Raw genomic sequence first — 13,689 nt, 5'->3', positions numbered from 1 at the left:
TTCCGCCTCGCCCGGCCGGTTTCGACATCTCGACAAGCCCACCAGGAGTTCACTCATGCGCATGCCCAGACGACTCGCGTCCGCTGCGACGGTCCTCGGCCTCACCGCCGCCGGGATGACCCTCACGGTCGGCACCGCCGAGGCCGCTTCCTACAACAGCGCCTGCGGGTCGGGTTACAGCGTGATCGACTCCATGGATGTCGGCGACGGCAACACGTTCCTGACCTACAACAGCTCCACCGGTTACAACTGCGTCGTGACCGTCGGCGACGCCCCGGGGACGTCCCAGATCCTGGGCGCCCGTCTGCGGCTGCACAGCACTTCCACCACGTGGAAGTCCAGTGAGCTGGACGACGGGGTGTTCAGCTACTACGCGGGTCCGGTCTACGCCTACGCCAAGGGTTCGTGCATCGACTGGGGCGGCCGCGCGGCGTCCAACTACACGCGCGTCAACTACGGCGTCCACTGCGGCTGAGCCGGCACCCCACACGTCAGGTCGGCACTCGACCTCGCCGCCGACGGGTGAGAGATCTCCCGGGCTACTCCGTGCGGTCGCCCTCCGCCTGGGAGGGTTCGGTCCGGGGGACGTCGGGGTGGGTCTCGGGGGACCTGCCGCGCACGACCGGCTCCTCGCGTTCGCCCTCGGCCTGCGAGGGCGTGTGCGAGTACAGCCCGGCGTACTCATCGGTTTCCTTGGTGGCTCCCATGCGCGGGCCTCCTTCCTTCGCTCCCTTCCATCGTGCTCCCCGTGCCCACTCCCGGCGCGGTGACGCCGCGCCGGGAGTCCCCGCCTCCGCGCGGGGGCCGCGTCACTGCCCCTTCGACGCCGCCTCGGCCATCTTCGCCGTGGTGCTGGCGCCGTCCAGCGCTTCGCGGATGATGTCGGCATGGCCGCTGTGGTGGGTGATCTCCCGGAAGATGTGCCACAGGACGTGGCGGACGGTCCAGACGACCGGCTCCGGGGGCGACCAGGGGTACGTGGGCAGCGTGACCTCGCGGTCGAGGTCGGCCTCCTCGCGCACCGTACGGTCGAAGGCGGCCGCCGCCGCGTGGAAGGCCTCCAGCAGCCCGGGCACCGTCTCGGCGTCGGTCATCCGGTTGCCGTCGGGGTCGAGGTCCGCCCAGTCGATCTTGGCGGGGGCGGTGCCCTCGACGACGTCGAGCCAACTGCGCTGCACGCCTCCGAGGTGCTTCAGGAGTCCGCCGAGGGTCAGCTCGCTGACCGTCGTCCGGGCGCGGGCCCCGGCGTCGTCGAGCTCCGCGACGGTGTAGAGAAAGTTGGTGCGCTGATCGGTCACGAGCGCCAAGAGATCGTCGCGTTCGGGCATGTGTTCCTCCAGGTCGGCCATCGCGACCACCCTAGGATCGGACGCCTGCCCGCGCAGGCGGAACGGGCAGGCCGGTCCCCCGGCGCGGCGGACTCACCGCTTCCGCGCACCCCGCGTCTGGCTGCGCACCGCGCCCATGCTCGCCCCGATGACCAGGGCGATGGCGAGGGCGTCGGTGGACGAGAGGGCCTGGTCGAGGAGGAGGAAGCCCGCCGTGGCCGCGATGGCCGGTTCCAGGCTCATCAGGACAGCGAAGGTGGGCGCGGGCAGCCGGCGCAGGGCCATGAGTTCGAGGGTGTACGGAAGGACCGAGCTCAGCAGCGCCACGGCCACACCCAGAGCCAGCGTGGTCGGGACGACGAGCTTCGAGCCCGATTCCATGATGCCGAGGGGCAGCGAGAGGACCGCTGCCACCGCCATGGCGAGGGCCAGCCCGTCCGCCTGCGGGAAGCGGCGGCCGGTGCGGGCGCTGAAGAGGATGTACAGCGCCCACATCACGCCCGCACCCAGGGCGAACGCCGCCCCGACCGGGTCCAGGCGGTCGAAGCCGCCGCCACTGAGCAGGACGACACCCCCGAGGGCGAGAGCGGCCCAGACGAGGCTGGTCAGCCGGCGGGAGGCGACGACGGACAGGACCAGGGGCCCCAGCACCTCCAGGGTGACGGCCGCGCCCAGCGGGATGCGGTCGACGGCCTGGTAGAAGAGCATGTTCATGCCGCCCATCGCGACACCGAAGGCGACCACGGTGCCCCAGTCGGCGCGCGAGTGCCCCCGCAGCTTCGGCCTGCAGATGACCAGCAGGACGACAGCCGCGGCGGCGAGGCGCAGGGTGACGACGCCGAGCGCGCCCGCCTTCGGCATCAGCAGGACGGCGACCGCCGCGCCGAACTGGACGGAGAGCCCGCCCGCCACCACCAGCGCGACCGGGCCGAGTGCGGCTCTCCGGGCGCCGGGGCGCCCCGGCCGGCCGTGTCCCGGCTCGTCGAGCGCGGACACCGCCTCGGGTACGGCAACGGCGGCGGCGGGCTCTGCGGCAGCGCGCGGGTCGTTCACCGGAAACCTTTCATTCAGTCTAATGAAGTGCACCAAGAGGTCTACGATACGGCACCGGGCGGGGGTCCTCCACCTCCTCACCGTAGGGACCCGCGCGCCTCCCGTGAAATGCCGATTGTGCTCCCGTTATGCTCCGCAGGCATGAGCACTGGACAGGGCACGGGGAACGGCGGCCGCTCCATCGAGGTCCGGCACCTTCGGGCCTTCCTCGCCATCGCCGACGAGGGCAGCGTCACCCGCGCCGCCGCCCTGCTCGGCGTGACCCAGCCGGTCGTATCCCGCACGCTCGCCGCCCTGGAGCGGCACCTGGGCGTCCGGCTCGTCGACCGGTCCACCCACCACCTCGCCCTCACCCCCGAAGGCGTCTCCTTCCGCGACAAGGCGGCCGCCGCGGTCGGCGCCTTCGACGAGGCCGTCGACCCGGGACGGCCTCACGACCGGCCGCTGCGGATCGGGCACGCCTGGTCCGCGCTCGGCCCGTACACCACGCCGCTGCTGCGGGCCTGGCAGCAGCGCCACCCGGGGACCCCGCTCGAACTGCTCCGGATCGACGACCGTACGGCCGGTCTCACCCGCGGCGAGGTGGACGCGGCGCTGCTGCGCGGGCCCGTGGAGACCCCTGGACTCGTCACCGAGGTGCTGTTCACCGAGGCCCGGGTGGCGGCCGTGGCCGCCGACGGCCCGCTCGCCGCCCGTACCTCCGTTTCGCTGGCGGATCTGACCGGTGATCCGGTCGTCCTCAACACCGTCTCGGGCACCACCACGCTAGGCCTGTGGCCCCCGGACGCCCGGCCCGCCGCCACCGTCACCGTCGCCAACACCGACGACTGGTTCACCGCCATCGCGGCCGGGCGGGGCGTCGGGGTCTCGGGGACCTCCACCGCCCGGATGCACGCGTATGCGGGTGTCATCTACGTGCCGCTGGACGACGCCCCGCCGCTGCCCGTCCTGCTGGCACGCCGGGACGGCCCCGGCCATCCAGCGTTGCCCCGACTGGCGGCGCTCGCCCGGGAGATCGTGGCGCGGGAACAGGGCACGCCGTCCGGAATTCCGTCAGCCGGCGGGGAATGAAGCCGTGACGTAAGGGAGTTGGGGACCTGTACCGATCAGGTCGATCACTCCAGGGGGGGACGTCTCATGACGGACACCGGCGATACCACCATCAACGTGCACGGCACGGTCGCGGCGGGCTTCGAGGGCGTACGGGAGGAGTTCGCCGCCGTACTCGCCGCGGACCACACCGAGCCGGGCAGCCAGCTCGCCGTGTACCACCACGGCCGGCCCGTGGTGGACCTGTGGGCCGGGGAGGGCATCGACGGCGACTCGCTGCCCGCCGTGTACTCCTCGACCAAGGGCGCCGCGCATCTCGTCGTCGCCCTTCTCATCCAGGACGGGGTCATGGACCCGGACCGCACGGTCGCGTCCTACTGGCCGGAGTTCGCCGCCGAGGGCAAGGGCGAACTGACCGTACGCGAGCTGCTGGCGCACCGGGCCGGGCTGATCTGGGCCGACGGCGGGTTCCGCATCGAGGAGCTGGCCGACGACCGCCTCATCGCCGGGCGGCTGGCGGGACAGCGGCCCTACTGGACGCCCGGCACGGAGGTCGGCTACCACGCGCTGATGATCGGCGCCCTCACCGGCGAGGTGGTCCGCCGGGTCACCGGGCGGTCGATCCAGGAGATCTACGAGGAGCGGGTGCGCGCGCCGTACGGGCTCGACTTCCACCTGGGCCTGCCCGAGGCCCTCGAACCCCGTTACGTGGCCATCCGACCCGCCGTGGCCACCCCCGAGCAGCGTGCGGAGGCCGCGGCGAACCCGCTCGACCTGGACAGCCTGACGGCGCTCGCGTTCGGCTTCGCGGAGGACCCGCCGCTCGATCTGGTCGCCCTCGCCAACACACGCGCCGTACGCGCGCTCGGCCCCGCCTCGGTCGGCGGGGTGGGCTCGGCGCGAGGGCTGGCGGGGATGTACGCCGCGGCGGTCTCCGGGCTGGACGGTCTGCCGCCGCTGCTCACCCCGGAGACGGTGGCCGAGGCAGGCCGGGTGCGGTGGAAGGGCACCGACGTGGTGACCGCCCAGGCCGACCCCTTCGCCCTGGGTTTCGAGGCGCAGCAAGGGCACTACCCGGCCCTGGGTGAGGGCGCCTTCGGGCACTCGGGAGCCGCGGGGTCGCAGGCGTACGCGGATCCGGTCAACGGTGTGGCCTACGGCTACACCCGGCGGCGCTTCGCCCTTCCCGGCGGTGCCGCCGCGGAGAACGAGCGGCTGTCCGCGGCGGTGAGCGAGGCCGTCGCGAAGCTCTGAGACGGGGCCGGTCGCGGGGCCCGGCCCGGGCCGGCCCCGCGGTGGGCCGCGGGGCCGGCCCGGGTCACTTGGCGCAGACCGCCTTGTCGGCCTCCACGCGCTGGACGCCCTCCGGCGTCTTGTCGGGGGCCGAGAGCGGGCTGCCCGCCTCCGTGAAGTCCGGGCCCAGGGTCAGCACCATGGGGTCCATCTCGCCCGCGTCCGTCGTGGTCGGCTTGAGGGCCGAGGCCGACAGTCCCATCATGGCGGCCAGGCTGCGGGCCTGGTCCGCCTGGTTGGGGGCGTAGACGAGCTGGGTCTTCTTCACGTCCTCGGGCGCGTTCGCCTTGTTGGTGGACTTCAGCACGCCTTCTTCGTTCTGCAGCCAGTCCAGGGCGCTCTGCGCGGAGCCGGCGGGCGCGCCGCCGTTGAAGACGTCGACCCGCACGTCCGCCGCGTCGGCCTTCTCGCCCTTCAGCTTGGCGTCGTTCTTGGCTTTCGCCGCGGCCTTCTCCTGCTTCTCCACCGCGGTGAAGGAGACGTCCTCACGCATCATCGAGAAGACCTTCTGAGCCTTGGCGCTGTCCAGCAGGACGGTCGCCACGTCATCCGGGTTGTCCCGCACCGGGACGGTGGTGAACGTGATGTTCTTGGGATCGACCGACGCCAGCTCCATGCCCAGCTTGCGGAGCTGGTTTATGTCGTCGATCTTGTCGTCGACGGTGAGCGCCTTGGTGGCGGCCTCTGCGAGCGACCACATCTTGGTGGGGCTGGTCAGGGTGTCGTTGGACTTCAGCTTGCGCATCAACGAGCCCAGGAACTGCTGCTGGATCTCGATGCGGCTCAGGTCACTGCCGAATCCGACGGAGTGCCGGGTGCGCAGGAAGGCCAGGGCTTCCTCGCCCTGGAGGCTGTGCTTCCCCTTGGGCAGCTTGAGGTGGGAGTCCTTGTCGTCGATGTCCTTGGCGAGGCAGACTTCCACGCCGTCGACGGCCGTCGTCAGGGACTTGACCGCGTTGAAGTCGGCCACCATGAAGTGGTCGACCTTCAGGCCCGTGAGCTCGGTGACGGTCCGCATGGTGCAGCTGGGCGTGCGGTCGGACTGTCCGAGGCTGGTGTTGAAGCGCGCCCCGGTGGTCGCGGGGATGTCCTTCTCCTCCCCGCTCTCCAGCTTCGTGGGGCAGTTGGGGATGTCGGTTATCAGGTCCCGGGGGATGCTCAGCGCGGTCGCGTTCGTACGGTCCTTGGAGACGTGGAACAGGATGTTGGTGTCGGCGTGGCCGACACTCCCCGCGTCCCCGTAGCCCTCGTTGCCCTCGCCGGTCCGCTTGTCGGTCCCGATCACCAGGACGTTGATCGCCCGGTCCTTGCTGAAGCCACCGGTGCCGGCCCCGTCGGTGGAGACGGCGGTGATGTTGCCGTTGAAGTGCTGGTACACGAGGTAGCCCGCGGTGCCGGTGCCCACCAGGAGGAAGGCGAGCACACCGCCGGTCCACACCAGGGCCTTCTTCTTGCGGGACTTCCTGGGCTTCGCCTTGCGGCGCCCGGTGGCAGGCGCTGCCGCCCGGTTCCCCGGCTTCCGCGGCTCGTCCCGGTCCCCGCGCCCGCCGGCGCCGCCCGCACCCCTGCGGCCGCCGCGCTGGCCGGGCACGGATGCCCGGTCGCCGGACGGTGTCGTCCCCGGCTTCGGCCTGCGGCGCGGTCCGGGCGTCCCGGCCTCCGACGTACCGGCCGACGCGGATGATCGCCCTGGGGAGGGGGTCAGTCGCAGTTCGTAATCACCGGTGTCCGGGTTGAGTACCCACTGGTCTGCGGGGTCGATACCCTCGTCCCGCCCACGGCCTTGCGCGTCCACGGTTGCCTGCGTCCTCCGTCGGGGCCACGCGGCGCCTCCCCCTTCAAGGCGCGCGGTGTGTCTTACGGCAGTGCCGACCTGGGAGGTCGGACGCACCGGAGCGCTCACACTAGCTGGCCACCGGCCCGGGAGCGACGATCGTGACAAATCAAGCCCCACACAGGGGACATACCCACACATTCACCATGAGTCACCCACCCCGCCTCTCACGCAACGCCGGAAACACGCGCCGACGGACACGAATCAGGTCGGTTCGAGCCAGATTTCATACAGAAGTGGCCACAAGGAATCCCCAAACAAGTCGCCAATTCTCCTATAGTTGCCGTGACTTGATCAGGAACAATCAGCTCCAGTTGTGGTTCTTTCGCCGTCACCACACCGATATGCCCCGATTGTCCCCTCGTCGCACCTGTCCCTCCCGCCGCACCGTCCGCCCCGAGGACTCCGATTGCGCCCTTCACTCCGGCCGACCGCACTCGCCCTGCTGATCTCGGCAGCCGTTACCGGTGCTCTGTGCCTGTGGGCGGTCTCCGCCGCGCCCGCCTCGGTACGGACACCGCTCGCCTGGGGGGCGGGTGCCGCCGCCGTGCTGCTGTGCGTCGCGGTGGCCGTGACGGTCCACACGCTCGCCACCGCCCGCAACCTGCGGGCCCTGCGGGCCGCCGACTCCGAACGCTTCACCGCCGAGACCTCCCGCCTCGTCTCGACCTCCGCCGCCGAGGCGCAGCGCTTCACCGCGGAGACCGCCCGGATCAGAGCGGCGGCCTCTTCCGAGGCGGCCCGGGTCACCGCCGAGGCGGACGAGCGTGTCGCACGGGTCACCGCCGAGGCGGCCGAGCAGCACGAGCGGCTCACCGCCGAGACCGCGCGCCTCACCGCCCGCGCCCGGCGCAGCGAGACCGAGCGCTCCGCCGCGGTCGCCGCGTGTGCCAACGCCGCCGGCCGGATGCAGGCCCTGGCCACGAGCATGCTGGCCGACCTGCGTGAGATGGAGCACCGGCACACCGCCGAGGACGTGCTCGGCGACCTGCTGCACCTGGACCACCGCACGGCGCAGGCGGGCCGTCTCGCCGACTCCATCGCCGTGCTGACCGGGGCGCGTTCCGGGCGCCGCTGGGCCAAGCCGATCGTGATGGAGTCGATCCTGCGCGGCGCGATGGGCCGTATCGGCGGCTACCAGCGCATCCGCCTCCACTCCACCAGCGATGTGGCGATCGCCGGCCACGCCGCCGAGGGCGTCATGCACGCCCTGGCGGAGCTCCTCGACAACGCTGCCAACTTCTCGCCGCCCACCGCCGAGGTGCACGTGTACGTCGAGGAGGTCCCGGCGGGCATCGTCGTCACCGTCGAGGACAGCGGCCTGGTGATGAGCGATGTGCAGCTGCGCCGCGCCGAACGGGCCGTCTCCGCCGACAACCAGGACCTCACGGGGCTCTCCGGCACCCGGCTCGGACTCGCGGTCGTCGGCCGACTGGCCAGGAAGCACGGCCTCACCGTCTCCTTCCGGCCGTCGGCGCGCGGCGGCACGGGCGCGCTGATGATGCTGCCGCAGGAGCTCATCTCCCGTACGCCCACGCCCGCCCCGGCCCCCGAGCCCGCCCGGCACCCCGAGCCGGAGCCCGACCACGCGACGCCGGACGCGGAGGACCGGGGCCGGGCCACGGCGGGCTCCCCCGGGTCCGCGTCCCGCACGGCGTCCGCGCCCGGGAAGCCCGAGTCGGCGTCCGAGTCCACCGGTTCCGTCCCCCAGTTCGGAGAGAGCGGCCTGCCCAAGCGCCGCCGCGGCCGCACCCTGGCCGCCGCCGAAGCACGTACCGGCGATGCCGCCCCCGGCGGAGCCGAAACCCCCAGGCCCCGTACCACCGACCCGAAGGTGCAGGCTGCCCGCTTCAGCACCTTCAGCAAGGCCGTACGAGCCAACTCCCCGCACCCGGAAGGCAACACCCGATGAGCGCGACCACCGACGAGAAGCTGAACTGGCTGCTGGAGGGGCTGCTCGACCGCACGCCCGGCGCCCGGCACGCCCTCGTCCTGTCCCGGGACGGCCTGAAGCTGTGCCGCACCCCCGAACTCTCAGTCGACCAGGCCGACCAGCTGGCCGCGATCTCCGCCGGCATCCAGAGCCTGTCGCACGGCGCGTCCATGGAGTTCGGTGACGGCACCGGCGGCGTACGGTCCGCGATGACCGAGTTCTACGGCGGCGTGCTGTTCATCGTCGAAGCGGGCGCGGGCGCCCACCTGGCGGTCGTGGCGGCCGAGGACTCCGACGTCGGCCTCGTCGGCCACAACATGAGCGAACTCGTCGAGCAGCTCGGCGAATACCTCGTCGCACCTCCGCGTGACCCCGTGGCCGGCGACGCGGCGGCCCCGGCCACGGAAAAAGCGGACGTATGACATCGGTCCCGCGCCCCCGCCCCGGACGCGATGACGACCCGGACCGGCTGTACACCCTGACGGGTGGCCGCAGCCGGTCCGACTCGGCCGCGTTCGACCTGGTGACGCTCGTCGTCGCCGAGTGCGAACCGAACCCCGGGATGCAGTCGGAGCACGTCGCGATCCTGCGGATGTGCCACAGCCCTACCGCGGTCGTCGAGATCTCGGCCACCCTGAGTCTGCCCGTCAGCATCGTCCGCATCATGCTGTGCGACCTGCTCGACACCGGCCGGATCAGCGCCCGCCACCCCCGTACTGCACGTGTCGAGGACCGGCTCCCCGACACCGACACCCTGGAACAGGTGCTCGTTGGACTCCGCAACCTCTGACCGTGCCGCCCTGCAGGCGACGGCCGACAACGGACTGAAGATCGTCGTTGTCGGCGGCTTCGGGGTCGGCAAGACAACCATGGTCCGATCCGTGAGCGAGATCCGTCCGCTCAACACGGAGGAGACCATGACCCGCGCGGGCGAGGCGGTCGACGACCTCGACGGTGTGCACTCCAAGACGTCCACCACGGTCGCCTTCGACTTCGGCCGCATCACGCTCGACGCGCGGTCGGTCCTCTATCTCTTCGGCGCGCCCGGACAGGAACGCTTCTGGTTCCTGTGGGACCGCCTCTTCTCCGGCACCCTGGGCGCCGTCGTCCTCGTCGACACCCGGCGGCTCGCCGACTCCTGGTACGCGATCGACCGGCTGGAGCACCACGGCACGCCGTTCATCGTCGCGTGCAACGACTTCGGCGGCCCGCTCCACACCGAGCAGCAGATCCGCGAGGCCCTCGACCTCTCCCCCGACGTCCCGCTCGTCGAGTGCGACGCCCGGGACCGCTCCTCCAGCAAGTACGTCCTGATCACGCTCGTCGAGCACCTCCACGCTCTCTCCCTCGCCCGCGCGAAGGGTGCCGAAGCGGCACTCGCGGCCGGCCAGGGCGCCGCGGCGATGACCCCGGAGCGGACCCCGTGACCAAGTGCCCCGTGTCCCACGGCTCCGTGCCCCTGTCCGGGCCGCGCTTCCAGACCGACCCCGTGCAGGTGTACCGGGACATGCGACGCGACCACGGCGCCGTGGCCCCCGTCGCGCTCGACGGCGACATACCCGCCTGGCTGATCCTCGGCTACCGGGAGCTGCACCAGGTCACCAACGACCCGGTGCTCTTCAGCCGGGACTCGGACCTGTGGAACCAGTGGGAGAACATCCCGGACGGCTGGCCGCTGCTGCCGATGATCGGCCGCAAGCAGCCGTCGATCCTGTACACGGTCGGTGAGCGGCACACCGTCCGGGCGTCGATGATCAGCAACGCGCTGGAGGCCGTCGACCCGTTCGCGCTCAAGCGGTACGCGGAGGAGTTCGCCGACGACCTCATCGACGGCTTCTGCTCCACCGGCCGCACCGACATCATCGCCGAGTACGCGATGCTGCTCCCGGCCCGCGTCCTCGCGAGGATCTACGGCTTCAGCGACGAGGTCGGAGGGCCCCTCGTCGGCGCGCTCAACGACATGATCGACGGCCGTGAGAGGGCCCTGGCCGGACAGCAGCACCTCGGCGCGGCCATGCAGCAGCTCCTCCTCGACAAGCACGCCGGGCCCGGCGACGACGTCGCGAGCCGGATGCTCCAGGACCCGGGCGGCTTCACCGACGAGGAGGTCGCCCAGGACCTCATGGTGATGATGGCGGCGGGCCACCAGCCGACCGCCGACTGGATGGGCAACTCCCTGCGGCTGATGCTCACCGACGACCGCTTCGCCGCGTCGCTGTCCGGCGGCCGGCACAGCGTCGCCGAGGCCATGAACGAGGTGCTCTGGGAGGACACCCCCACCCAGAACGTCGCGGGCCGCTGGGCGTCCCGCGACACCCACCTCGGCGGACGCCACATCCGCGCCGGTGACCTGCTGCTCCTCGGTATAGCCGCCGCCAACGGCGACCCGCAGGTACGCACCGACGGCTCCGCCCTGACCGGCGGCAACAACGCGTTCCTCTCCTTCGGCCACGGCGAGCACCGCTGCCCGTTCCCCGCCCAGGAGACCGCGGAGGTCATCGCCCGTACGGGGATCGAGGTGCTCCTGGACCGGCTCCCGGACGTGGACCTCGCCATCCCCGAGGAGCAGCTGACCCGGCGCCCGTCCCCGTGGCTGCGGGGGCTGACGGAGCTGCCGGTGCTCTTCACGCCCACCCCAGCACTTGGAGGCCAGAAATGACCCGGATCGCCCTCGATCCCCTCGTCGCCGACCTCGACACCGAGAGCGCCGCCCTGCGCGCCGCCGGGCCGCTGGCCGAGGTGGAGCTCCCCGGCGGGGTGCACTGCTACGCGGTGACGCACCACGCCGAGGCACGCCAGCTGCTGACCGACAGCCGCGTGGTCAAGGACATCAACGTCTGGAACGCCTGGCAGCGCGGCGAGATCCCGATGGACTGGCCGCTGATCGGACTCGCCAACCCGGGCCGCTCCATGCTGACGGTCGACGGGACCGAGCACCGCAGGCTGCGCAGCCTGGTCGCGCAGGCGCTCACCGTGAAGCGGGTGGAGCGGCTGCGGTCCGGCATCGAGGCGCTGACGAACGCCTCCCTGGACCGGCTGGCGGCGCTGCCCAAGGGTGAGACCGTCGATCTGAAGGCGGAGTTCGCCTACCCGCTGCCGATGAACGTCATCAGCGACCTGATGGGCGTGGACGCGGCCGACCACCCCCGGCTCAAGGAGCTGTTCGAGAAGTTCTTCTCGACGCAGACCCCGCCGGAGGAGGTCCCGCAGATGATGGCGGACCTCGGCGCCCTCTTCACGAAGATCGTCCACGACAAGCGGGCGAACCCGGGCGACGACCTGACCAGCGCCCTGATCGCGGCCTCCGAGGAGGGCGACCACCTCACCGACGAGGAGATCGTCAACACGCTGCAGCTGATCATCGCGGCCGGCCACGAGACCACGATCAGCCTGGTCGTCAACGTCGTGGAGGCGCTCCAGACCCACCCCGAGCAGCGCAAGCGCGTGCTGAGCGGCGAGGTGCCCTGGGAGAACGTCATCGAGGAGACGCTGCGCTGGAACACCCCCACCTCGCACGTCCTGATCCGCTTCGCGACCGAGGACATCGAGGTCGGCGACAAGGTCCTGCCGAAGGGCGAGGCCCTCATCGTCTCGTTCGGCGCACTGGGCCGCGACGAGAAGCAGTACGGGCCGACCGCCGGTGAGTTCGACATCACCCGCTCCCCCAACCGCCACATCGCCTTCGGCCACGGCCCGCACGTCTGCCCCGGCGCCGCGCTGTCCCGGCTGGAGGCGGGGGTCGCGCTGCCCGCCCTTTACGAGCGCTTCCCCGACCTGGACCTCGCTGTACCGGCCTCCGAGCTGCGGAACAAGCCGATCGTGACCCAGAACGACCTGTACGAGCTCCCGGTCGATCTCGGCTGATCACGGCTCGATGGCCTCTCGTCCGGGTCGGGCGGGAGGCCCCGGTCTCCCGCCGCACCGGACGCCCACGATCCGGAGCGTGTGTCTCATCGGACGGACACGGTCCTCGACCGCTTCCGGGAGGGACTACGCTCCGGATCGTGGCTGACATCCAGATTCCCGCAGACCTCAAGCCCGCCGACGGACGTTTCGGCGCCGGGCCCTCCAAGGTGCGGACGGAGGCGGTCGACGCGCTGGCCGCGACCGGCACCTCTCTTCTCGGTACGTCTCACCGCCAGGCCCCGGTCAAGAACCTGGTCGGCGAGGTGCGTGACGGCGTGCGCAGCCTCTTCTCCCTCCCCGAGGGATACGAGGTGATCCTGGGCAACGGCGGCTCCACCGCCTTCTGGGACGTCGCGACGCACGGTCTGATCGAGTCGAAGTCCCAGCACCTGAACTTCGGCGAGTTCTCCTCGAAGTTCGCGAAGGCCGCCAAGCTCGCCCCGTGGCTGTCCGACCCGACCGTCATCGCCTCGGACCCGGGCACCCACCCGGACCCGAAGGCCGAGGCGGGCGTCGACGTCTACGCCTTCACCCACAACGAGACCTCCACCGGTGTCGCGGCCCCGGTCAAGCGGGTCGCGGGCGCCGACGAGGGCTCCCTCGTCCTGGTGGACGCCACCTCCGGCGCGGGCGGCCTGCCGGTCGACATCGCCGAGACGGACGTCTACTACTTCGCCCCGCAGAAGTCCTTCGCCTCCGACGGCGGACTGTGGATCGGCGTGTTCTCCCCGGCGGCCCTGGACCGCGCCGCGCGCGTCCACGCGTCGGGCCGGCACGTCCCCGAGTTCTTCTCGCTGCCCACGGCGATCGACAACTCCCTCAAGAACCAGACGTACAACACCCCGGCGCTGGCCACCCTCTTCCTGCTGAACGAGCAGCTGAAGTGGATGAACACCCAGGGCGGCCTGGACTTCACGACCGGCCGTACGGCCGCGTCCTCGCAGCACCTGTACGGCTGGGCCGAGGAGTCCAAGTACGCCACCCCGTTCGTCACCGACCCGGCGAAGCGCTCGCAGGTCATCGGCACGATCGACTTCGAGGACGGCATCGACGCGGCGGCCGTCGCCAAGGTGCTCCGCGCCAACGGCATCGTCGACACGGAGCCGTACCGCAAGCTGGGCCGCAACCAGCTGCGCGTGGCGATGTTCCCGGCGATCGACCCGGCGGACGTCCAGGCGCTCACCGCCTGCATCGACTACGTGATCGACAAGCTCTGACGGTCACCCGTCCGGGACGGCCCTGCACACCTCGGTGTGCAGGGCCGTCTCTGCTTCACTCACCCGGGTGATGAA

14 protein-coding genes are annotated in these 13,689 nt (G+C 71.5%); 10 read left to right on the top strand and 4 right to left on the bottom strand.

Annotated features, from left to right (window positions below; genetic code table 11):
* The first annotated feature begins 61 nt into the window (after positions 1–61).
* Positions 62–475, top strand: coding sequence for a spore-associated protein A (locus tag OG379_RS22385; protein ID WP_405664875.1), 414 nt, complete (start codon positions 62–64; stop codon positions 473–475).
* 64 nt (positions 476–539) lie between these two features.
* On the opposite strand, the gene OG379_RS22380 is transcribed toward OG379_RS22385, so the two are convergent.
* The 3 genes from OG379_RS22380 to OG379_RS22370 all read right to left on the bottom strand — a co-directional run bounded on the left by OG379_RS22380 (position 540) and on the right by OG379_RS22370 (position 2,381).
* The gene (locus OG379_RS22380; protein WP_405664874.1) at positions 540–707 is read right to left on the bottom strand and encodes a hypothetical protein; all 168 of its coding nucleotides are present in this window, start codon (positions 705–707) and stop codon (positions 540–542) included.
* A 102-nt stretch (positions 708–809) separates the two neighbouring features.
* Positions 810–1,328: a DinB family protein gene (locus OG379_RS22375; RefSeq protein WP_393757826.1), complete on the bottom strand. Its 519-nt coding sequence runs from the start codon at positions 1,326–1,328 to the stop codon at positions 810–812.
* 93 nt (positions 1,329–1,421) lie between these two features.
* Positions 1,422–2,381 carry an EamA family transporter gene (locus OG379_RS22370; protein WP_405664873.1) on the bottom strand — a complete coding sequence of 320 codons (960 nt, stop codon included), beginning with the start codon at positions 2,379–2,381 and terminating at the stop codon, positions 1,422–1,424.
* Positions 2,382–2,522: 141 nt separating this feature from the next.
* Here OG379_RS22370 and OG379_RS22365 point away from each other — a divergent pair, with 141 nt between their 5' ends.
* A complete protein-coding gene (locus OG379_RS22365; RefSeq protein WP_393757645.1) occupies positions 2,523–3,452 on the top strand; it encodes a LysR family transcriptional regulator in 930 nt (309 codons plus the stop codon).
* Positions 3,453–3,518: 66 nt separating this feature from the next.
* Positions 3,519–4,685 (top strand): serine hydrolase domain-containing protein, encoded by a 1,167-nt coding sequence (locus OG379_RS22360; RefSeq protein ID WP_405664872.1) that lies wholly within the window; start codon positions 3,519–3,521, stop codon positions 4,683–4,685.
* Positions 4,686–4,749: 64 nt separating this feature from the next.
* On the opposite strand, the gene OG379_RS22355 is transcribed toward OG379_RS22360, so the two are convergent.
* On the bottom strand, positions 4,750–6,519 hold the full coding sequence (locus OG379_RS22355; RefSeq protein ID WP_405664871.1) for an LCP family protein: 1,770 nt from the start codon (positions 6,517–6,519) through the stop codon (positions 4,750–4,752).
* A 448-nt stretch (positions 6,520–6,967) separates the two neighbouring features.
* Between OG379_RS22355 and OG379_RS22350 the strand changes: the two genes are divergently transcribed.
* From OG379_RS22350 to serC, 7 genes are all read left to right on the top strand, one after another.
* Positions 6,968–8,470 carry a sensor histidine kinase gene (locus OG379_RS22350; RefSeq protein ID WP_405664870.1) on the top strand — a complete coding sequence of 501 codons (1,503 nt, stop codon included), beginning with the start codon at positions 6,968–6,970 and terminating at the stop codon, positions 8,468–8,470.
* Positions 8,467–8,913, top strand: coding sequence for a roadblock/LC7 domain-containing protein (locus tag OG379_RS22345; protein WP_393757637.1), 447 nt, complete (start codon positions 8,467–8,469; stop codon positions 8,911–8,913). Before OG379_RS22350 ends, OG379_RS22345 begins: the two co-directional genes overlap by 4 nt.
* Entirely contained in the window at positions 8,910–9,281 is a 372-nt protein-coding gene (locus OG379_RS22340; RefSeq protein WP_405664869.1) for a DUF742 domain-containing protein, read from the top strand. The genes OG379_RS22345 and OG379_RS22340 overlap by 4 nt, the downstream gene beginning before the upstream one ends.
* Entirely contained in the window at positions 9,262–9,918 is a 657-nt protein-coding gene (locus OG379_RS22335; protein ID WP_393757633.1) for an ATP/GTP-binding protein, read from the top strand. Before OG379_RS22340 ends, OG379_RS22335 begins: the two co-directional genes overlap by 20 nt.
* Complete coding sequence (locus tag OG379_RS22330) at positions 9,915–11,150, top strand: cytochrome P450 (RefSeq protein ID WP_405664868.1); 1,236 nt, start codon at positions 9,915–9,917, stop codon at positions 11,148–11,150. Before OG379_RS22335 ends, OG379_RS22330 begins: the two co-directional genes overlap by 4 nt.
* Positions 11,147–12,355 carry a cytochrome P450 gene (locus OG379_RS22325; RefSeq protein ID WP_405664867.1) on the top strand — a complete coding sequence of 403 codons (1,209 nt, stop codon included), beginning with the start codon at positions 11,147–11,149 and terminating at the stop codon, positions 12,353–12,355. The genes OG379_RS22330 and OG379_RS22325 overlap by 4 nt, the downstream gene beginning before the upstream one ends.
* 140 nt (positions 12,356–12,495) lie before the next feature.
* Positions 12,496–13,614: a phosphoserine transaminase gene (serC, locus tag OG379_RS22320; protein ID WP_393757627.1), complete on the top strand. Its 1,119-nt coding sequence runs from the start codon at positions 12,496–12,498 to the stop codon at positions 13,612–13,614.
* Positions 13,615–13,689: the final 75 nt, after the last annotated feature.

It is taken from the genome of Streptomyces sp. NBC_01166 (assembly GCF_045039765.1).
Classification (GTDB): Bacteria; Actinomycetota; Actinomycetes; order Streptomycetales; family Streptomycetaceae; genus Streptomyces.
The sequence above is the reverse complement of the archived record's forward strand: the minus strand, read 5'-3'. Positions and strand labels throughout refer to the sequence as shown.

Excerpts from the sequence above, each read along its gene's own strand:
- OG379_RS22385 (WP_405664875.1), top strand. The coding sequence starts at position 62 with ATGCCCAGACGACTCGCGTCCGCTGCGACGGTCCTCGGCCTCACCGCC.
- OG379_RS22380 (WP_405664874.1), bottom strand. The coding sequence starts at position 707 with ATGGGAGCCACCAAGGAAACCGATGAGTACGCCGGGCTGTACTCGCAC.
- OG379_RS22375 (WP_393757826.1), bottom strand. The coding sequence starts at position 1,328 with ATGCCCGAACGCGACGATCTCTTGGCGCTCGTGACCGATCAGCGCACC.
- OG379_RS22365 (WP_393757645.1), top strand. The coding sequence starts at position 2,523 with ATGAGCACTGGACAGGGCACGGGGAACGGCGGCCGCTCCATCGAGGTC.
- OG379_RS22360 (WP_405664872.1), top strand. The coding sequence starts at position 3,519 with ATGACGGACACCGGCGATACCACCATCAACGTGCACGGCACGGTCGCG.
- OG379_RS22345 (WP_393757637.1), top strand. The coding sequence starts at position 8,467 with ATGAGCGCGACCACCGACGAGAAGCTGAACTGGCTGCTGGAGGGGCTG.
- OG379_RS22340 (WP_405664869.1), top strand. The coding sequence starts at position 8,910 with ATGACATCGGTCCCGCGCCCCCGCCCCGGACGCGATGACGACCCGGAC.
- OG379_RS22325 (WP_405664867.1), top strand. The coding sequence starts at position 11,147 with ATGACCCGGATCGCCCTCGATCCCCTCGTCGCCGACCTCGACACCGAG.